This is a genomic window from Blautia intestinihominis, from assembly GCF_040096655.1.
Lineage (GTDB): Bacteria > Bacillota > Clostridia > Lachnospirales > Lachnospiraceae > Blautia_A > Blautia_A intestinihominis.
Genome location: NZ_JBBMEI010000002.1, coordinates 112,102 through 133,300, shown reverse-complemented (window position 1 = coordinate 133,300; position 21,199 = coordinate 112,102). Strand labels below are relative to the sequence as shown.

At 45.7% G+C, this 21,199-nt stretch carries 20 protein-coding genes; 19 read left to right on the top strand and 1 reads right to left on the bottom strand.

The window, feature by feature from the left end:
- Window positions 1-173 precede the first annotated feature (173 nt).
- On the top strand, window positions 174-1,478 hold the full coding sequence (locus WMO75_RS01595) for an AI-2E family transporter (RefSeq protein WP_243111553.1): 1,305 nt from the start codon (window positions 174-176) through the stop codon (window positions 1,476-1,478).
- Between the two features lie 90 nt (window positions 1,479-1,568).
- Window positions 1,569-2,546 (top strand): adenosine deaminase, encoded by a 978-nt coding sequence (gene add, locus WMO75_RS01590; protein WP_118698461.1) that lies wholly within the window; start codon window positions 1,569-1,571, stop codon window positions 2,544-2,546.
- Window positions 2,547-2,682: 136 nt separating this feature from the next.
- Here add and typA read toward each other — a convergent pair whose 3' ends face one another.
- Window positions 2,683-4,515 carry a translational GTPase TypA gene (typA, locus tag WMO75_RS01585; RefSeq protein ID WP_022214081.1) on the bottom strand — a complete coding sequence of 611 codons (1,833 nt, stop codon included), beginning with the start codon at window positions 4,513-4,515 and terminating at the stop codon, window positions 2,683-2,685.
- A gap of 196 nt (window positions 4,516-4,711) precedes the next feature.
- On the opposite strand from typA, the gene WMO75_RS01580 reads away from it, so the two are divergent.
- The 17 genes from WMO75_RS01580 (at window position 4,712) to WMO75_RS01500 (ending at window position 21,138) form a co-directional block, all read left to right on the top strand.
- Entirely contained in the window at window positions 4,712-5,338 is a 627-nt protein-coding gene (locus WMO75_RS01580; protein WP_022214080.1) for a single-stranded DNA-binding protein, read from the top strand.
- 115 nt (window positions 5,339-5,453) lie between these two features.
- The gene (locus tag WMO75_RS01575) at window positions 5,454-5,966 is read left to right on the top strand and encodes a cob(I)yrinic acid a,c-diamide adenosyltransferase (RefSeq protein ID WP_022214079.1); all 513 of its coding nucleotides are present in this window, start codon (window positions 5,454-5,456) and stop codon (window positions 5,964-5,966) included.
- 57 nt (window positions 5,967-6,023) lie between these two features.
- Entirely contained in the window at window positions 6,024-6,917 is an 894-nt protein-coding gene (gene dapA / locus WMO75_RS01570) for a 4-hydroxy-tetrahydrodipicolinate synthase (RefSeq protein ID WP_022214078.1), read from the top strand.
- A gap of 24 nt (window positions 6,918-6,941) precedes the next feature.
- Window positions 6,942-7,700 carry a 4-hydroxy-tetrahydrodipicolinate reductase gene (gene dapB, locus WMO75_RS01565; RefSeq protein ID WP_118698462.1) on the top strand — a complete coding sequence of 253 codons (759 nt, stop codon included), beginning with the start codon at window positions 6,942-6,944 and terminating at the stop codon, window positions 7,698-7,700.
- Between the two features lie 368 nt (window positions 7,701-8,068).
- Window positions 8,069-9,064 (top strand): BMP family protein, encoded by a 996-nt coding sequence (locus WMO75_RS01560; protein WP_022214076.1) that lies wholly within the window; start codon window positions 8,069-8,071, stop codon window positions 9,062-9,064.
- 84 nt (window positions 9,065-9,148) lie between these two features.
- The gene (locus WMO75_RS01555; RefSeq protein WP_022214075.1) at window positions 9,149-10,678 is read left to right on the top strand and encodes an ABC transporter ATP-binding protein; all 1,530 of its coding nucleotides are present in this window, start codon (window positions 9,149-9,151) and stop codon (window positions 10,676-10,678) included.
- Window positions 10,675-11,745 carry an ABC transporter permease gene (locus WMO75_RS01550; RefSeq protein WP_022214074.1) on the top strand — a complete coding sequence of 357 codons (1,071 nt, stop codon included), beginning with the start codon at window positions 10,675-10,677 and terminating at the stop codon, window positions 11,743-11,745. The genes WMO75_RS01555 and WMO75_RS01550 overlap by 4 nt, the downstream gene beginning before the upstream one ends.
- 2 nt (window positions 11,746-11,747) lie before the next feature.
- Window positions 11,748-12,668: an ABC transporter permease gene (locus WMO75_RS01545; protein ID WP_022214073.1), complete on the top strand. Its 921-nt coding sequence runs from the start codon at window positions 11,748-11,750 to the stop codon at window positions 12,666-12,668.
- A gap of 129 nt (window positions 12,669-12,797) precedes the next feature.
- Window positions 12,798-13,241, top strand: a complete 444-nt coding sequence (locus tag WMO75_RS01540) for a hypothetical protein (RefSeq protein ID WP_022214072.1) — start codon at window positions 12,798-12,800, stop codon at window positions 13,239-13,241.
- 161 nt (window positions 13,242-13,402) lie between these two features.
- Window positions 13,403-14,170 carry a phosphoribosylformimino-5-aminoimidazole carboxamide ribotide isomerase gene (gene hisA / locus WMO75_RS01535; RefSeq protein WP_022214071.1) on the top strand — a complete coding sequence of 256 codons (768 nt, stop codon included), beginning with the start codon at window positions 13,403-13,405 and terminating at the stop codon, window positions 14,168-14,170.
- Window positions 14,171-14,310: 140 nt separating this feature from the next.
- Window positions 14,311-15,399 carry a class II aldolase/adducin family protein gene (locus WMO75_RS01530; protein ID WP_349077510.1) on the top strand — a complete coding sequence of 363 codons (1,089 nt, stop codon included), beginning with the start codon at window positions 14,311-14,313 and terminating at the stop codon, window positions 15,397-15,399.
- 12 nt (window positions 15,400-15,411) lie between these two features.
- Entirely contained in the window at window positions 15,412-15,933 is a 522-nt protein-coding gene (locus WMO75_RS01525) for a nitroreductase (protein WP_022214069.1), read from the top strand.
- Between the two features lie 211 nt (window positions 15,934-16,144).
- Complete coding sequence (locus tag WMO75_RS01520; protein ID WP_291581720.1) at window positions 16,145-17,536, top strand: radical SAM protein; 1,392 nt, start codon at window positions 16,145-16,147, stop codon at window positions 17,534-17,536.
- A gap of 178 nt (window positions 17,537-17,714) precedes the next feature.
- Complete coding sequence (rfbF, locus tag WMO75_RS01515; RefSeq protein ID WP_022214067.1) at window positions 17,715-18,491, top strand: glucose-1-phosphate cytidylyltransferase; 777 nt, start codon at window positions 17,715-17,717, stop codon at window positions 18,489-18,491.
- Between the two features lie 17 nt (window positions 18,492-18,508).
- Window positions 18,509-18,688 carry a DUF6472 family protein gene (locus WMO75_RS01510; protein ID WP_022214066.1) on the top strand — a complete coding sequence of 60 codons (180 nt, stop codon included), beginning with the start codon at window positions 18,509-18,511 and terminating at the stop codon, window positions 18,686-18,688.
- 15 nt (window positions 18,689-18,703) lie between these two features.
- Complete coding sequence (locus WMO75_RS01505; protein WP_022214065.1) at window positions 18,704-19,537, top strand: DNA-3-methyladenine glycosylase family protein; 834 nt, start codon at window positions 18,704-18,706, stop codon at window positions 19,535-19,537.
- An 11-nt stretch (window positions 19,538-19,548) separates the two neighbouring features.
- Window positions 19,549-21,138 carry an inositol monophosphatase family protein gene (locus WMO75_RS01500; protein ID WP_349077508.1) on the top strand — a complete coding sequence of 530 codons (1,590 nt, stop codon included), beginning with the start codon at window positions 19,549-19,551 and terminating at the stop codon, window positions 21,136-21,138.
- Window positions 21,139-21,199: the final 61 nt, after the last annotated feature.

Below are 21,199 nucleotides of genomic sequence, written 5' to 3'. Positions count from 1 at the left end.
TATGGCAGTTAAGATTTGTTTAAGATTTGCGCGGACAAATTTAAGACTTTGTGTGTTGAAAAGAAAGAACACGAATGTTACAATAAACACCAACAGATATGGTAAAATCAAACAAAAACCACATACATCTTATGTGGAACAAAGGAAGCGTTAAGCTTCAGGGGGCATGATTATTGAAACAGAATGAAAACACAAAATACGTGAAACTTGGAATTACAGGTGCAGCAGTCCTGGCGTTTGGATTTGCGATCATGTATATCCTGAACCAGAGCCAGAGTATCGCAGCAGGAATCCGCGTGATCTTTAATATCCTGAAACCATTCCTGTATGGCGCACTGATCGCTTATATCCTTGCACCGATGTGCAACCGGATGGATGACAGATTCCTGAAATGGTTTCCAAATGCAACTGAGAAACAGAAAAAGGGAATGAAGTTTCTTTCCATTGCAATAGCGATCATATGTGCAGTGACTCTCGTAGTTCTGCTGATCCTGCTGATCTTACCGCAGGTATGGGACAGTACGATCAAAATCATCCGTATCCTTCCGGCACGGCTTGCATACTGCAATCGTATGATAGATCAGGTGCTCCAGGATCAGCCGCAGCTTCAGGCATATTTTAATCATTTTTCTTCACAGATTGAAAGTGGTCTGAATGACATTCTGAGTGCGAATTCCAGTATGATGCAGACAATTCAGGGGATTATAGGGAATCTTACCGTACAGTTGATTGAAGTCCTGAGTGTATTCAAGAATATGTTCCTCGGATTTTTGATTGCAGTATATCTCCTTGCCAGCCGCAAACTGTTTGGCGCACAGGCGAAACTTCTCCTGTATGGTATATTCCCGAACAAATGGGCACAGATCATCGAGGAAGAAGTCCATTACACAGACAAGATGTTCAATGGATTCTTTGTTGGCAAGATCATCGACTCTGCAATCATCGGTGTGATCTGTTTTGCAGGGACAACGTTGTTGGGATTTGAATCTGCAGCGTTTATCAGCGTTGTCATCGGTGTGACGAACATCATACCGTTTTTCGGACCTTTTATCGGTGCAATCCCGTGTGCATTACTTCTTCTTCTTGACAACCCGTGGCAGGCATTGTATTTCCTCATCTTTATCGTGATTCTTCAGCAGGTAGATGGAAATATCATTGGACCGAAGATCCTCGGAAACACAACAGGCGTTTCCAGCTTCTGGGTGCTGTTTTCCATTCTTCTGTTTGGCGGATTATGGGGACTTGTGGGAATGGTCATTGCGGTTCCGCTTTTTGGCGTACTCTATGATATTATCAGGAAACTGACAAACAGAGGACTTCAGAAGAACCACAAAGAAGACATGAGAGAAGAATACGATAATAGCTTCCACAAGCCGGAACCACTGAAGGAAAAATCTTCCGAGCCGAAACTTTCCAGAGAGAAACTTCTTGAGGCAAAGGTTCAGCTTCTGAAGAAAAAGAAACAACAGAAACATTGATTCAAAGTAATTAAGAACTGATTCAGGTGCAGTCTCGTGATGCCCGCCGGATCAGTTCTTTTCAGAAATGGAAGGAAAAGGAGAATGAATATGACGAAAGAAGAACTGAAACAACTGCCAAAAGTAGAGCTGCACTGTCATCTGGACGGTTCACTCAGCAGAGAATTTATAGAGAAAAGACTTGGAAGACAGGTCAGCCAGGAAGAACTTACAGTTTCTGACGACTGTACGAGTCTTGCCGAATATCTTGAGAAATTTGACATCCCGGGCCGATGCCTCATGGACGAACAGGGACTTGCGGAAGCCGGTTATGATGTACTTCGCAGCATGAGCCAGGAAAATGTCTGCTATGCAGAGATCCGTTTCGCTCCGCTGTTCTCAGAGACAGAGGATATGAACTGCAGCAAAGTGATCGAAGCACTTCTTAGTGGTCTGGAACGCGGCAGGAAAGATTTTGGAGTAGAGTACGGAGTACTCACCTGTGCAATGCGCCATCATAGCGAGGAAGAGAATTATCGTATGCTCAAGGCGGCAAGGGAATATCTCGGTTCCGGTGTATGCGGAGCAGACCTTGCTGGAGCAGAGGCAGCATATCCAATGTCGGAGTTCATGGAACTGTTTACAAAAGCGGGGAAACTGGGGATACCTTTTACTCTCCATGCAGGAGAATGTGGAAATCCTCAGAATATCATAGATTCTGTGCAGGTCGGAGCAAAGAGGATCGGACATGGTATCGCCATGCGTGGTCATAAAGAACTTGAGAGAGCACTTGCAGAGAAAAACATAGGAATCGAAATGTGCCCGATCAGCAATCTCCAGACAAAAGCAGTCAACAGTACCGCAGAATATCCGCTCCGTGAATTCCTGGATGCAGGACTGAAGGTATCGATCAACACCGACAACCGGACAGTCAGCAATACAAATCTGACCAAAGAACTGGATTTCATCCAGAGAACCTACGGGATCCGTGATGAAGAACTTCCGCTCCTGATGAAGAATGCAGTGGACACAGCTTTTGCAGCAGATGAGGTGAAAGCAGCACTGTACCGGAAACTGGGAATCCGGTAAATTTCAGGTATGACTGCCGATAATTGAATTTTTACAAATAAAACCGCCCTGAGCCGTTAAAATGTTACGACTCAGGGCGATTCTTTTATTGCTCTGTATATCAGGGAACGCCAGCGGCGTGTCCTGTGATTTACTCTTACTGCTTACGGAATGCAGCACGTTTTCTTTCTCTGGGATCAAGAATTCTCTTGCGGATACGAAGGCTTGATGGTGTAACCTCAAGAAGCTCATCCTGGTCGATAAACTCGATCGCCTGCTCAAGACTGAGAACCTTAGGCGGTGTCAGTTTCAGAGCTTCATCGGCGGAAGAGGAACGTGTGTTGGTCAGATGTTTGGTCTTGCAGACATTCAGTTCGATGTCTTCAGCTTTACCATTCTGTCCGATGACCATACCGCTGTATACTTTTTCGCCAGGTCCAACGAAAAGTGTTCCACGGTCCTGTGCGGAGAACAGACCATATGCAACAGCTTCACCTGCTTCGAATGCGATCAGGGAGCCCTGTTTACGGTACTGGAAATCTCCTTTGTATGGAGCATATCCATCGAAGGTTGTATTCAGGATACCGGTACCCTTGGTGGAAGTAAGGAACTCTCCACGGAAACCGATCAGTCCACGGGACGGGATATGGAATTCCAGGCGGACAGAACCATCGCTGGCTGTGCTCATTCCCTGGAGTTCACCTTTACGCTCGCTCAGTTTCTGGATAACGGTACCGGAAAATTCTTCCGGAACATCAACGTAAGCGATTTCCATTGGTTCAAGTTTCTTGCCGCGTTCGTCTGTGTGATACAGAACTTCCGGTTTACTTACTGCGAATTCATAACCCTCACGGCGCATGTTCTCGATCAGGACAGAAAGGTGAAGTTCACCACGTCCGGAAACCTTGAAACATTCGGTAGTTTCAGTATCTTCTACACGAAGGCTGACATCTGTATTGAGCTCACGGTACAGACGGTCACGCAGATGACGGGAAGTGATGTATTTACCTTCCTGTCCTGCAAGCGGGCTGTCGTTTACGAGGAAGTTCATGGAGATCGTAGGCTCGGAGATCTTCTGGAATGGAATTGCCTCCGGGTTGTCGCCGCCGCAGAGAGTATCACCGATATGGATATCTTCGATACCGGAGATCGCTACGATGGAACCTACAGATGCTTCTTTAACTTCAACTTTGTTCAGTCCGTCGAATTCATAAAGTTTGCTGATCTTGACTTTCTTGCGTTTGTCAAGGTCGTGATGGTTCAGAAGGGTAAGTTCCTGGTTTACTGCGATCTTACCGTTCTCTACTTTACCTACACCGATACGTCCTACATATTCATTGTAGTCGATGGTGCTGATAAGAACCTGTGTGTCAGCTTCCGGATCACCTTCCGGAGCCGGGATATATTTCAGGATTGTCTCAAACAGCGGAGCCATATTCTCCGGTGTATCTGCGAGGTCAAGAACTGCATGGCCTGCTTTTGCAGAAGCATACAGGAACGGGCAGTCAAGCTGCTCGTCAGAAGCTTCAAGGTCCATAAGAAGTTCCAGAACTTCATCGATAACTTCATCAGGACGTGCTTCCGGACGGTCGATCTTGTTGATGCAGACGATAACGTGCAGGTTCAGCTCCAGAGCTTTCTTCAGAACAAATTTAGTCTGAGGCATAGCACCCTCAAAAGCATCTACCAGAAGAATAACGCCATCGACCATTTTCAGTACACGCTCTACTTCGCCGCCGAAGTCTGCATGGCCTGGGGTATCGATGATGTTGATTTTTACTCCTTTGTAGTGGACAGCAGTGTTCTTGGACAAAATAGTAATTCCGCGCTCACGCTCAATGTCATTGGAGTCCATGACACGTTCCTGAACTTCCTGGTTTTCACGGAATACACCGCTCTGCTTCAGAAGCTGGTCTACCAGGGTGGTTTTGCCGTGATCGACATGGGCGATAATGGCTACGTTGCGTACATCTTCGCGTTTGATATTCATAAAAATCGAAATCCTTTCTTTTTTCTTCTATATTAATGTGTTTTTTCCATGATACGACATTCCAGTTTACCACATTTTTCGCAGATTACAAGGTGTTGAGAAAAATTTTTTTTAAAAGTAGTTCTAAATCTGCATAAGCCTTCATATTCATAGTTCTATAAAAAACAAAATACCCAAAGAGGAAGGAGAACTATTTATGGCAGACAAAATCATTGAAAACAATCAGGTATCGATCATGGGAAAAATTGATACAGGCTTTACATTCAGTCATCTGGTGTTTGGCGAGGGCTTTTATACAATGGAGCTGATCGTCAAGCGTCTGAGTGATTCTGAGGACAGGATCCCGGTCATGGTGTCAGAGCGTCTGATCGATGTCACACAGGATTATATAGGAGAGTATATTGAAATCCATGGACAGTTTCGTTCCTATAACCGCCATGAGGAGAAGCACAATCGACTGGTGCTCTCTGTCTTTGCGCGTGAAGTGAAGTTTGTGGAGGAGGACGATGAAAATGTTCCGGTCAACCAGATCTTTATGGATGGCTTTATATGCAAACCGCCGGTTTACCGCAAGACTCCTCTTGGAAGAGAAATTGCAGATATCCTGCTGGCAGTGAACCGGCCTTACGGAAAATCAGATTACATACCATGCATCTGCTGGGGCAGAAATGCGCGATATGCTTCGGCGTTTGCAGTAGGCGGACATGTACTTCTGTGGGGCAGGATCCAGAGCAGGGAATATATGAAGCGTATCGGTGAGAATCAGTCCGAGAAGCGCATAGCGTATGAAGTATCCGTGAGCAAGTTGGAGTACGTAGATTAGGAAATATCTGGGAAACGTCCGGAGGACAGATACAGCTTGCTTTTTTGCCGGAACTGAGGTAAGATAAAACCATTAATGCAAGGATTAGTTTTACCAACGTTAAGAGGAAGTAGTTATGGAAAGAGAATTAACAGAAGTATACTGTGGAAACGGAAAGGGCAAGACCGCACTCGCGATCGGACAGAGCATCCGTGAAGCGGTGCAGGGCAAGAGTGTGATCGTTATCCAGTTCCTGAAGGGATGTGAGAAGCGTTCACTGGATTTTCTGGAGGATCTGGACAATCTGGATTTCAAGATTTTCCGTTTTGAAAAGAGGGACTGCTGTTATGAACAGCTCACTGAGGAAGAGAAAGCGGAGGAGAGATCCAATATCCTCAACGGATTGAATTTTGCCCGCAAGGTTGTTGTGACACAGGAATGCGATTTTCTTTTGCTTGATGAGATTCTGGGACTTCTGGATCGTGGGATCGTCACGGTAGATGCCATTATAGACATTCTGAAACAGAAGGACGAGTCCATGCATATAGTAATGACCGGCTGGAATTTTCCGGAGGAACTTAAGCCATATGTGGATACGATAACCACACTGAATTCCGAGGAAGTCCATCACTCCTGCGAACAGCAGTGAGCATCCGGCAGATTATCAGAATATATTAAATTACAGAAGAATAAAGGAGGAGTTCAAATGGCAATTTTTAAAGGTGCAGGTGTAGCGATCGTTACCCCTATGTATGAAGACGGAAAGGTGAACTACGACAAACTGGAAGAACTGCTCGAGTATCAGATTGCCAACAGCACAGATGCGATCATCATCTGCGGTACCACAGGTGAGTCTGCAACCATGACACATGGAGAGCATCTCAAAACTATCAAATTTGCAATTGACAAAGTAAACAAACGTGTTCCGGTTATCGCAGGAACAGGTTCTAATTGCACAGAAACTGCGATCATGATGTCCAAGGAAGCAGCATCCTACGGAGCAGACGCTCTGCTGGTAGTAACTCCTTATTATAATAAGGCAACTCAGAAGGGACTCATCGCTCACTATACTGCAGTAGCAAACGCAGTACCGGAGACACCGATCATTATGTACAACGTTCCGAGCCGTACAGGATGTAATCTTCAGCCGGCAACTGTTGCCACTCTTGTTAAGAATGTCAAGAACATCGTAGGTCTTAAGGCTGCAAGCGGAGACCTTTCCCAGATCGCCAAGACAGTTTCGCTGGCTGGCGAAGACCTGGAACTGTATTCCGGAAACGACGATCAGGTACTTCCGATCCTTTCACTGGGCGGACTGGGTGTTATCTCCGTACTTTCCAACGTTGCACCGAAGGAAACTCATGATATGGTAATGAAATTCTTTGAGGGAGACACCAAAGGAGCTGCCAAGATCCAGATCGATGCGATCCCGCTGATCAATGCACTTTTCTGCGAAGTAAACCCGATTCCGGTCAAGACTGCTCTGAACCTTATGGGAATGAATGTAGGACCGCTTCGTATGCCGCTTTGCGAGATGGAAGAAGCAAGCAAGGAAACACTGATCAAAGCAATGAAAAATTTTGGAATCAAACTTGCTTAAGATACCCCGGAGGAAACTAAGATTATGGTAAAAATTATTATGCACGGATGCTGTGGACATATGGGTCAGGTAATCTCTGATCTGGTTGCGAAGGATGCAAATGCAGAGATCGTTGCCGGAATCGATATTGCAGACAAAGGAAACACCACATATCCGGTATTCACAGATATCAAAGCATGTCAGACAGAGGCAGATGTAGTGATCGACTTTTCTTCAGCCAAGGCAGCAGATGCACTGCTGGATTTCTGCGTAGAGCGTAACCTTCCGGTTGTACTCTGCACAACAGGACTTTCTGAAGAACAGCTTGCCAAAGTAGAGGAGACAGCAAAGAAGATCCCTGTCCTCAAATCCGCAAATATGTCCCTTGGCATCAACACCCTGCTCAAACTGATTCAGGATGCTGCCAAAGTTCTTGCAACAGTAGGATTTGACATGGAGATCGTAGAACGTCATCACCGTCTTAAAGTAGATGCACCGAGCGGTACAGCTCTGGCACTTGCAGACAGCCTTAACGAAGCTATGGATAACCATTATCACTATGTCTATGACAGAAGCCAGAAGCGCGAGATGCGTGACGATAAGGAGATCGGTATCTCCGCAGTCCGTGGCGGAACTATCGTAGGTGACCACGAAGTGATCTTCGCAGGTCCGGATGAAGTGATCGAATTCAAGCACACTGCATATTCCAAAGCTGTTTTTGGCAAAGGCGCAGTAGAGGCAGCCAAATTCCTCGCAGGCAAACCGGCAGGAAGATATGATATGGCTGACGTGATCGAGGGCTAAATAACATCAGGACGCTTTTTTGACATGCCAAAAACTAAAAAAAGTTCTTGCAATCAAAAAAATATTGTGCTATTATGACCTCATCAATCAAAGAACAATCGAATTTACAAAGGCGTAAACATCATATGGTGTTTGCGCCTTTTTGCATTTGGCGTAACTTTGACTGAACAGGCCTGTTGAAAATGTCGAAAAACTAAAAAAGTAGACAAAAAACTATTCGACTAATTGTACAAAAATATTATTGAACTCTCAAAATTTTTGTGATATAGTAACTATATCAAAAGTCGTGTATTAAATAAAAAACAAAAAAAGTTACTGAAAAGTGACACATCAGCCGGAGAACTGAGGGAAAAAGGAGGAAATTCAATATGAAAAAAGCATTAGCAGCAGCACTTTGTGGAGTATTATTCACAGCAACTATGACAGTTCCGGTACTGGCAGACGATGCAGATTATGCAGGAATGAAGATCGTTCTGATCCTTCCGGGAAGCATTGATGACCAGAGTTGGAATGCAAGCAACAATGCAGGAGCGAAAGAATGTGACGAGGAGCTTGGCACCTCCATCGAAGTTGTTGAATCCGTTCCGGTAGAAGAATTTGAATCCACCTTTACAGAATATGGCGAGAAAGGCTATGATCTGGTAATGGCAGCAGGAAGCCAGTTTGATGAGGCTAGTGCAGCAGTAGCACCTCAGTATCCGGACACTGTATACACTGTTATCAATGGTACAGCAAGCGATTCTGACAACATGGTTCCTGTATTCCCGAAAGAATATGAAGGTTCCTATCTTGCAGGTATCATCGCAGGATACACAACAGAAAATGGTAAATTTGCAACAGAGGGCGGCGAGTCCAATGCAGCAATGGTCAAACTTCTTGATACATACGAAGGCGCAGCCAAAGAAGTTGCAGAAGAAAGAGGAATCGAAGGTGCAGAGGCAAACAGATCCTTCCTGAATACATGGACAGACGTTTCCGTAACCAAATCCATGACAGACCAGATGATCGACAATGGTGCTGATACCGTATTCTGCTATTCCAACGAAGGTGCATCCGGTGCTGTTCAGTCTGCAGAAGAAAAAGGTGCCAAATTCGTTGCATTTGCAGCTAATAAGAACGACGAGAGCGACTGTGTAGTTGCTTCTGTAAATATGAACTGGTCAAATGTTTATCCTTGGATCGTTGAAGGAATCGCTTCCGGTGAACTGAAAGGTGCTCAGGAAGTCGGCGTAGCAGAAGGCGTATTTGAAGCAATCTATACAGATGCAGTTTCAGATGAATGCAAGAGTGCAGTTGAGCAGGCAACACAGGATATCACAGATGGCAAGATCGATTTCACACAGTATTTCTCTGAAGCAGAATAACAATCGTTGATGAGAATATGAGTTTCCAGATTGACAGTGCCTTTTGGCACTGTCAATTTTATAAGGAAAGGGGATGGCGAAATCATGAATGAGCCTGTTATAGAACTGAAACACATTACCAAACGCTTTGCCAAAGTACTGGCAAATGATGATGTTTCCATCACGATCCACAAGGGCGAAGTTGTAGCTCTTCTGGGAGAGAATGGAGCCGGTAAGAGTACGATCATGAAGATTTTGTATGGCCTGTACCACGCAACATCCGGAGAGATCTGGATCGACGGCAAAGAACGCAAGATCGCAACACCAAAAGAAGCAATGGACGCTGGTATCTCCATGATCCAGCAGCATTTTTCACTGGTTCCGGCACATACAGTTACAGAGAATATCATTCTCGGAAACTGTAAGGGAAAGCTGGATATCAAGAAAAAAGAAAAAGAGATCCAGGCGCTTGCAGAGCAGTACGGATTTCAGGTTCCGGCAGGAGAGTATGTAAAGAATCTTTCCGTAGGAACTCAGCAGAAAGTTGAGATCCTCAAGGCGCTTTATCTCAATGCCAGAGTCCTGATCATGGATGAGCCTACTGCTGTACTTACGCCTCAGGAGATCGATACGCTGATGGAGTTTGTCCGCCGCTATGTTGAGAAAGGCAATTCTGTAGTATTTATCACGCACAAGATGCGTGAGGTTATGGCGGTTTCTGATACGATCGTTGTTATGAGAAACGGAAGCATCTGCGGTACTGTAAAGAAGACAGATACTTCTGAAACAGAACTTGCACATATGATGATCGGTCATGAACTGGAAACCCTGGAAAAACCAGGAACCGAAGATATGAGCAATCGCAGAGTACGCCTTGCGGTCAAAGACTTAAGCATTAAGCCGAAGGGCCATACACCGCTTCTGGAAGACATCAATTTTGAGATCCATGAGGGAGAAGTTCTTGGATTTGCGGGAGTTTCCGACAATGGACAGCAGGAACTCTGTGAGGCGATCTACGGAGGAATCCCGATCACATCCGGCAGGATCGAACTGGACGGAGAGGATGTCACAAACGAATCTGTCAAAGACAGGATCAAACTTGGTATGGGATATGCGGCAGCAGACCGTTATCGTTATGGAATGGTTGCAGAGATGTCCATGTCCGAAAACATGCTCCTCAAATCCAGTTACCTGAACAAATGGGTCAATCACGGACTGATCCGCTGGTCAGCACTTCACCGTTATACAGAAGACAGCATCAAAAAATATGCGATCAAAGCACCGGACCACACTGTTACGGTAGGAAGCCTCTCCGGTGGTAACCAGCAGAAGATGGTCGTTGCCCGTGAAGTTGATATGGGTGACAAGCTGATCATTTTTGACCAGCCAACCCGTGGACTTGACCTTGGTGCGATCAACTATGTACATAAGACGATCCTTGGGGAAAGAGACAAGGGAAAAGCAGTTCTTCTTGTTTCGACAGAACTTTCAGAGATCTTTGCACTTTCCGACAGGATTGCGGTTCTCTATAAAGGAAAGATCATGGGAATCTTCAAAAACGGAGAACTTACAACAGAAAAGATCGGATTGCTGATGGCTGGTGTACAGCCTGAGAAAGAAGGTGCAGAATCATGAAACAACAGAAAAAAGTAGCAGAGCTTCTGCTGTGGACCGTTCTGGCGATCATCCTTGGACTGGTGATCAGTTTTGCATTTTTGCCGCTGCTTGGTGTAAATCCGGTAGAATCTCTCAAGATCATGCTTTCAGAAACGTTTGCAGATAAATTTTCCATGGGAAATATCCTGGTAAAGACAACACCTCTGATCCTTACCAGTCTTGCATTCGCTTTTACATACAAAGCAAACCTTTATAACATCGGTGCACAGGGACAGTTTTATGTTGGATGTATCTGTGCGGTTGCAGTGACACTGCAGCTCCAGACCAAAGTCCCAGGACCGGTCGTTCTGATCACTGCCTGCCTTGCAAGTATGATCGGCGGCGGTCTTACAGGATTCATCATTGGATTCCTCAAAGCGAAATTCAATGCAAATGAGTTCCTTGTAAGTATGATGTCTACCTATGTTATTACTTATGTTATGCAGCTCCTTCTGAGAACTGTTCTCCAGGAGTCAAAGCATGAATATTTAAAAACAGACTACATTGATAATTCCGCATGGCTGCCAAAGATCATCAATGGAACTTCTGTTTCACTTGGTATCGTGATCGCGGTTGCAGCAGCGATCGTGATCTGGTTCATCCTGTACCGTACTTCCATGGGATATCGTATCCGTGTTATGGGATTCAATCAGGATGCAGCGGCAATGTCGGGTATCAATCCGAAAACACAGTGCATGCTGGCTTTCTTTATCAGTGGCGCAGTTGCAGGTCTTGCAGGTTTCACTGAGATCAATGGCATGCAGCATATGCTTCTTACCGGACTGGAATCCGATATCGGTTCTTATGGAATCGGTATTGCGATCATGGCAAATGCCAACCCGATCGGTGTCATCTTTGCGGCACTGCTGTTTGGTACTCTCCAGGTCGGAGGTACTGCACTTGGCCATTCTACAGATGCGCCGGCAAGTGTTATTGATGTAATGCTCGGTTTCGTAATGCTGTTCGTACTGATGTCCTTCTTTGTAAGAAAGAAACTGGAAGTCAGAAGCATGAAGAAACAGAAGATCCAGAAAGGAGAGGTTTGAGTATGCAGATTTTTGTGAATTTGATTACAAGAGCTATTTTTATGAGTACGCCTCTTGTTCTGGGCGCATTAGGTGAGGTTCTGGCAGAACGTACAGGTATGATGGTAACGGCGATCGAGGGTATTTTCCTCGTTGGCGCGTGGGGAGGATTTATCGGAGCTTATCTTTCCGGAAATCTTCTGATCGGATTTTTGCTTGCGATGGTATGCGGACTGATCGTGTCACTGCTTTATGGCGTGACGACGATTTACATGCATCAGCACCAGATCGTAATGGGAACTGCTGTTGCGATCCTTGTGACAGGATGCTGTACATTTTTCTACCGTGTGATCTTTGGTATCCAGACAGTACCGCTTAAGGTAAACATCCTCAAGACGATCAAGATCCCGCTTCTGAGTAAGATCTCGATCATTGGACAGGCGATCTTTTCCCAGAACCTGGTAACCTATTTTACGTATATTCTGGTGCCGATCATTTTCTTTGTGATATACAAGACTTCTCTTGGTCTGTCCATGAGATCCTGTGGTGAAAACCCGGAGGCAGCAGATGCGGCCGGTATCAATGTAACACGTACACGTTTTCTTGCAGTAGCAGTAGCCGGATGCCTTGGCGGTATCGCCGGAGCTTACTATCCGCTGTGCAACGTCGGCATGTACAATGCAGAGATCATCGGCGGACGTGGATGGATTGCATTCGGTATCTGTTTCCTCGGAAACTGGAATCCGGTCGGCGCGCTGATCTTTGGAATCATCTTTGGTATTTCCGATGCACTTGGTATCTTCGTCAGAGCGATGGGAACTTCCTCTGTTCCGAGTGAGCTGTTCAGTGCACTGCCGTACATTCTGGTCATCGTACTGACCGTATGTAGAAAACAGTTCAACGTACCTGCAAAACTCGGTGCAAATTATGTAAAAGAAGATTAAAATTTCATGGGCATGTGTCTTTTGTGGCACATGCCTTTTTATGTAATTCCAGTTTCTTCCAGAATAGGATCTCGAAATCCGGTACATATTATTACCACAAGATAAAATCCATGGTAAAGGAGAATGACAATGAAAAAATTCAAAGGGATCCTGACAGGTACATTGCTTATCATGACGCTTGGAATGCTGACTGCCTGTGGAAACAATAATAATGCAGCCGATGAGACCGGAACTGTGACGGAAGAAAATGATATGATGGGCGATAATGCGGATGATACTACGGCAAACGACAATGTCAATGGAAACAATGCAGACGCAAACTCTGGTGCAGACGATGCTGCGATAGACAATGGCGATACGATGTCAGAAGGAACCGGGGATAACGGAACCGTGACAGAAAACGGAGCCGGAACAGCAGAAAACAATACAGAAAATATGAATAATAATGCAGACAACAACGACGATACAGTATCAGGTGCACTCGGAAACGGAGTCAAAGATCTCGGCGACGGCGTGGGTGACGCGGTGGAAGATGTCGGCGATGCCGTTGGAAATGCAGTAGAGGGACGATAAGATCTTATATCGGTTTTAATAATTTAGCATGATAAAGTAAAAACGCTTGCATGAAACAGAAAACCATATTATGATATCCTCAGGAAAACCTGAACAGGATCATGCAAAACCCCTGGACCTATCAGAATCCGGGGGTTTTATATTGAAGGGAGAAACAGACTATGAAATTTCGTCCATGCATCGACATACATAATGGAAAAGTAAAACAGATCGTAGGCGGCAGCCTCAAGGATGCCGGAGACCAGGCAAAAGAAAACTTCGTATCCGGACAGGATGCGACTTTTTATGCAGAATTATACAAAAACGCCGGACTGAAAGGCGGACATGTCATCCTTCTGAATGGAAAAGATTCTGAATACTACGAAGCCACCAGAAACCAGGCACTTAAGGCTCTCAGGGCATATCCGGGAGGGCTCCAGATCGGAGGCGGTGTCTGCCCGGAAAACGCGCAGGACTATCTGAACGCCGGAGCAAGCCATGTGATCGTCACCTCCTATGTTTTTAAGGACGGCAGACTTTCCTGGGAAAACCTCGCCAGGATGGAACAGGCAGCAGGCAGAGAACATCTCGTACTTGATCTCAGCTGCCGCAAAAAAGACAACCAGTACTTCATCGTCACAGACCGCTGGCAGAAATTTACCGACGTACCGGTAACCCTCGAAGTGATGGAAGAACTCGGAAGCCATTGCGATGAATTCCTCGTTCATGCAGTAGATGTAGAAGGCAAGGCAAACGGCATCGAGACAGAACTCGCGGACCTCCTTTCCGCATACCAGAAACGCCCGATCACCTATGCCGGTGGTGTAGGAAGCATGCAGGACATCAAACTTTTGAAGCTTCACGGCAAAGGCAGACTTGATGTGACCGTCGGAAGTGCCCTGGATCTGTTTGGCGGAACGATTCCATTTGAAACACTTAAGAATCTGTAAGTTTGGATGATTAGTAGAAAATTCTATGAATAATCTGTAAAATAACATCCCAGAAAGTCTGTTTATGTGCTATGATAGATAGCAGATATGGTATTAGCAAAAACCTATTATAATGATAAAAAAACGGAGGAATTTCAATTATGGATCTTTCAACTTTAGTAAAAATGTCCAACACATACGGAAGTAATCCGGCTTATGTTCTGGCTGGTGGGGGAAATACTTCTGTCAAGGATGACACAACACTTTATGTTAAGGGCTCAGGCACACAGCTTGCCACAATCAAGGCAGAAGAATTTGTTGAGATGAGCAGAGCACGCCTGAATGAAATCATGAAAACAGAGTATCCGTCCGATGACGTGAAACGTGAATCTGCATACCTTGCTGATGTCATGGCGGCGGTGACAGACGATGACAAGACCAAACGTCCAAGCGTAGAAGCACTGCTCCACAATTTATTTGCCTATACTTATGTACTGCATGTTCACCCGACTCTTGTCAACGGCCTGACCTGCGGAAAGGGCGCACAGGCACTTTGCGAGGAACTTCTGGGCAAAGATGTTCTCTGGATCGATATCTGCAAACCGGGATATACACTTGCACGCATCTGTTACGAGAAAATGAACGCCTACAAAGAAGAAACCGGAAAGGATGTTCAGGTTCTTCTGCTTCAGAATCACGGCATTTTTGTTGCGGCAGATACTGTGGAGGAGATTGGCGTTTTATTTGACGGCGTCATCAGTAAGTTAGAGAAACAGGTTAAAAGAACCGCTGACGTAAGCGAAGCTGTCACACCGGAGAAAGAGCAGGCTGCGCAGAAACTTTCCGAATTACTGGGACATGCGGTGGAAGTTGTGCCGGCAGCAGAAATGGACAATTTCGTAAAGGACAAAGCATCAGCAGCACCGCTTCTGAAACCATTTACTCCGGATCATATTGTGTACTGCGGACCATATCCGTTATTTGTAGAGAATATCGATCAGGCAAAAGAAGCACTGGACGCATTTATGAAAGAGAATGACAAAGAACCACGCCTCATTCTGGTACAGGGCGTTGGCGGCTTTATCATGGAAGATGACAAGGGAAAAGCTGCAAAAGCACAGCTCCTGGTCAAAGATGCCACCAAACTTGCAGTATATGCAGAGAGCTTTGGCGGAGCACTGCAGATGACAGATGACATTACATATTTCATTACACACTGGGAAGCAGAAGCATACCGCAGTAAGAAATAGGAGGTAAAAAACATGAGTGACGTACTTGAAACGATCAAAAGCAGAAGAAGCATCCGCAAATACAAAAGCGACATGATCCCGCAGGACAAACTTGAGAAGATCATCGAAGCAGGAACCTACGCGGCAACAGGAATGGGTAAACAGTCCCCGATCATCATTGCTGTGACAAACAAGGAGCTCCGCGATAAACTTTCTGCCATGAATGCAAAGATCATGGGAGTTGAGATCGATCCGTTCTACGGCGCACCGGTCGTTCTGATCGTGCTGGCTGACAAGGCACGTCCGACATACATTTATGACGGAAGCCTCGTTATGGGAAATCTGATGCTGGAAGCAGAAGCACAGGGAATCGGAAGCTGCTGGATCCACAGAGCCAAAGAAGAATTCGAGAGTGAAGAAGGCAAAGAACTCCTCAGATCTCTTGGAATCGAGGGTGATTATGAAGGAATCGGACATTGCATCCTCGGTTATGCAGACGGTGATGCTCCGAAGGCCGCACCAAGAAAAGCTTCTTATGTTTATTACGTAGAATAACAAAGAAAATACAATACCTTACAGATCAGGTCGGTGGTAAGATAATTTACCATCGACCTCTTTTTGTCCATTGAAAAAGGAAAGAATCCGCGAATATAATATAAGAAATAAAAAATAACAAGCACCTGAGGGCTTTCTTCCATTTTGAGGAATGCGGATCCAGTAAATCGGATAAAGTAATAGGGAAGATGGAACAGAGGAGGAAATTGTAATGAATAAGCTTACACATGCAGCTGCCAAGACCGTTTTTTCAGGAGTAGTTGATTATGCACTTGGACAGGTAAACAAGAACCCGGAGGAAGCATACGAAAAGATCATTGACACTGCAGAGAAACATATGAAAGATTTTCAGACAGGAGTAAACTGGGATTATCTGAGACGAGTTGCCTGTAATCCGGAATACACACTGAACCGTTACGTGACATCGATCGTAAAGGATCTCCACCCGAATGTACTCAAGACCACACTGATGAATCTTGGATTTGAGGCTCTTTACAATGGAACCAAAACCATCCGTGAGATGAGAAAGATCCATAACTGCAACATTCCGTGGATCATCCTGATGGACCCGACCAGCGCATGTAACCTGCATTGTACAGGATGCTGGGCAGCAGAATACGGAAATAAACTGAATCTTTCTTTTGAGGATATGGATTCTATCGTAACACAGGGTAAAGAACTGGGCGTTTATTTCTACATGATGACAGGCGGAGAGCCGATGGTAAGAAAGAAAGATATCATCGAACTTTGCAGAAAACATAACGACTGTGTCTTCTTTGCATATACCAACGGTACACTGGTTGACGAAGCACTCTGCAAACAGATGCAGGAAGTCGGAAACCTGTTCCTGGGCTTAAGCGTAGAGGGTGAGCCGGACGTAAACGACATGCGTCGTGGAAACGGTGTATACAACAAAGTTATGCATGCGATGGACCTGCTCAAAGAGCACGGACTTGTATTTGGTACCTCTATCTGCTACACAAGCGCAAACTACAAGAGCGTTACCAGTGAAGAGTTCATCCAGATGCTCATCGACAAAGGATGCCGTTACGCTCTGTATTTCCACTATATGCCGGTTGGAAACGCAGCTTCCGTTGATCTGCTTCTGAATCCGGAACAGCGTGTTTATGTGAAGAATCGTGTAAGAGAGATCCGTAATATGGAACACGGCCCTGGAATCTTTACCATGGACTTCCAGAACGATGGTGAATTCGTAGGAGGATGTATCGCAGGTGGAAGAAACTACTTCCATATTAATGCAAACGGTGATGCAGAACCATGCGTATTTATTCATTACTCTAATGGAAATATTCACGAGAATACAATTCTCGAGATCCTGAAACAGCCGCTGTTCATGGCTTACCATGACAACCAGCCATTCAATGACAACATGCTCCGTCCATGCCCGATGCTGGAGAACCCGGAGATCCTGCAGCGTATCGTCAAGGAATCCGGCGCACATTCCACAGACCTCCAGTCCCAGGAAACACCGGAACATCTCTGCAGTAAATGCGTACATTATGCAGAAGAATGGGCTCCTGTAGCAGACAAACTGTGGGAGGAAGAAAAAGCAGCAAAGGCAGTGAAAGCCGCAGCAAAATAATCTGCACCTCGATAAAATAAAAATCCTCAAACCGTCTTCTTGTATTCCTGAGACCAGGGATGTGAGAAGGCGGTTTTTTACTTATAAATGTCAGGAGGAATGCTTTCTTTTTTGCGGGGATTGTATTAGAATATAGGATATCATACGCAAAACAGATAAAACGGATTGGAGAATAAATATGAAAGTTGTAATTTTAGCAGGCGGTTTTGGTACCCGTATCAGCGAGGAGAGCCATCTGAAGCCGAAGCCGATGATCGAGATCGGGGAGAAGCCGATCCTCTGGCATATTATGAAAATGTATTCTGCTTATGGATTTAATGAATTTGTTATCTGCTGTGGATACAAACAGCATGTGATCAAAGAATGGTTTGCAGACTATTATCTTCACAACAGCAACATCACTTTTGATTTTACCCAGGAAAATAAGATGATCGTGCACAACAATGTCCTGGAACCGTGGAAAGTCACCCTGGTCGATACAGGACTCAATACCATGACCGGCGGACGTATCAAACGTGTGAAGGAATATCTCGATGGAAATACGTTCATGCTGACCTACGGGGATGGCGTGGCTGATGTCAACATCAAAGAACTTCTCGAGTATCACCGCTCCCACGGCAAAATGGCGACGATCACAGCGGCACAGCCGGGAGGACGTTTCGGTATCCTTGATATTGAAAACGATGGAACGATCACCAACTTCAAAGAAAAGAAAAAAGAAGACGGCGGTTGGATCAATGCCGGATTCATGGTCCTGGAGCCTTCGATCATGGATCTGATCGAAGGGGATGATACTGTGTTTGAGAAATATCCTCTGGCAGAGGCTGCCCGCATGGGACAGTTAAATGCCTACCGCCACAAGGGCTTCTGGCAGTGCATGGACACCCTTCGTGAAAAAAATCTTCTGGAAAGTCTCTGGCAGAGCGGAAATGCACCGTGGAAGATCTGGGAATAGAAAAGAGGAAATAACAGATGAAAGCAACAAGCTGCGATTACTGCGCGAATTATGTATATGACGAAGAAAGTGAAAGTTATTACTGCGATGTAAATCTGGACGAGGACGAGTATTACCGTTTTATCAGCACAGAATATAAAGAATGCCCGTATTATCGCAATGGAGATGAATACAGAGTAGTTCGGCATCAGATGTAGGGGACGGAGAAAAATATGATTACAGTAGAGCTGGATAATTTCAGCCTGAAACAGATCTGTCAGTCCGGTCAGTGTTTCCGGATGAGAGAGACAGAAGAAAACACGTATGAACTGATCGCAGGAGATCAGTATCTCAAACTTACACAGGAAGGGACGATCGTAACTTTTCATTGCAGTGATGTGGAATTTCTCTGTTACTGGGTTCCGTACTTTGATATTGATGCGGATTATGCAGGCTATATCGAGAAGATCAATCCACGTGACCATTACCTGAGTGCGGCGGCAGAGTGCGGGAGCGGCATCCGGATCTTGCGTCAGGATCTGTGGGAGATGATCATTACGTTTCTGATCTCACAGCAGAATAATATTTCCAGGATCCGTGGATGCATTGACAGATTATGTAAACGATACGGTGAGCAGAAATATTCCGAGGAAGGCGTGGAATACTGGACTTTCCCGACAGCGGAACAGCTGGGAACGGCGACGGAGGAAGAACTCCGGGCACTCGGAATGGGCTATCGCGCGAAATATCTGGTGGAAACGACACGAAGTATTCTGAGCGGAGAGGTCTCGCTGGAGAAACTTTACCGCATGTGTTATTATCGCAGGGCAAGACAGGAATTGATGAAACTCAGCGGCGTGGGAGAGAAGGTTGCTGACTGCATCTGTCTGTTTGCACTTCACCACATGGATGCATTCCCGATCGACACACATATCCGCCAGGTTCTGGACATACACTACAAAAGAGGATTCCCGAACCGCAGATATCACGGACTTCGGGGAATCATGCAGCAGTATATTTTTTATTATGAACTGACTGGTGCGGCGGATATTCACCGCACGAAATGAGGAGACAGACTATGGAATATGTTGTAAAAATCATCGCAGATGTTCTGGCAGCACTCTACCAGACAGCGGGAGCATCCCTTCTGCTGGCGGCACTTGTCATGTGCGTCTATATGCTTGGCAGGAAACAGGGAGCCGGTCCAGTGGTTCGGGCATGGATCCGTCAGTTCCGCACAAGCGGCTGGTTCAGGAAACATTTTTTCCTGGTATTTTATGTAAGTATGATGCTGTTTCGGACACTTTTGTGCCGAACAATCTGGGGAAATCCTCTGGATCATGTGCTCGGCATCTGGAGTTTACATAATAATGGAGAGCTTTACACAGAGAATTTTGAAAACCTGATCCTGTTTCTTCCGTTCATCGTCCTTTTGTTCTGGGCACAGGAAGAAAGAGACCATTATAAGGAAAAAAGTATTCAGGATGTCCTGATCTTAAGTTTCAAGATCAGTTTCCTGTTTTCGCTCGGCATCGAGTTCTGTCAGTTGTTTTTCAAACTGGGAACCTTCCAGCTTGCAGACCTGTTCTTTAATACAGTGGGCGGACTTCTCGGTGGAATCTGGTACTGGGGATTTGACAGAAGCCGCAGAAAGATTGAGAGTGCGATTCGCAGATTTGGCGGCTGGGATGTGACACCATGGAGATCCGCGGATGAGGAGCAGAAATCTTCCGGCACATATGCAATGACGGAGAATCCATCCATGGACCGCTCTGTTTCAGAAGCAATGGGAGAAAATGCCACACCTGAGATCAAAGAAGATCCGAAGGAACGAATGGATTCCAGATACCGTGCGATCGAGCGTCTGATCCGCGAAGCCGGCAAAAAGATGGTCAAGGCCAGACCATCCGATGCAATGATCCATCAGAAAGAGGGGCTTGCGAACTTCTGCACCGATTACGATATGGAGATCCAGAGGTTCCTGATCAAAGGATTCAGCGAGATCCTTCCGGGAGCAGCTTTCTTCGGAGAAGAAGATACCGAGGGAAATGCCGGTGCACAGGCAGATGGCGAGTTTACCTTTTATATTGATCCAATCGATGGCACGACGAATTTTATGTTTGATTATCATCACAGCTGTATTTCTGTCGGGCTTGCACATAAGGATCAGATGGTCGCTGGTTTTGTCTATCATCCGTACATTAATGATATGTATATTGCGATCCGCGGCAAGGGAAGTTACCTTAATGGCAAACGAATCCAGCTTGCGGATAAATCCGTCACGGAGGGAATCGTGGAGTTCGGCTGTGCAAGATACAACGAAGCCGGAATCGACTGGCTGTTCCGTGTGGTCAAAGATATGTTCCAGAACAGCCTTTCCATCCGTTGTGGCGGTTCAGCGGCATTGGGACTCTGCCGTGCGGCATCTGGAAGCAATACGGTTTATCTGGAACTGAAACTCCAGCCATACGATTATGCGGCGGCATCCGTGATCCTGGAAGAAGCCGGCGGCGTGATCACACAGATCGACGGAAGTCCGATCACACTCCACGAAGGCTGCTCGATCATCGGCGGCACACCGAAAGCGTGGAAAGAAAGCAAAGAAGCTTTTGAGAGACTGAGAGACAGTTCGGCAGAAGGGACCACAAAAGTAAAACTGAATAAATGACAAATAATATGCACCTGCTGTATCGGGAATGTTTACCTGGTATAACAGGTGTATTTTGTTA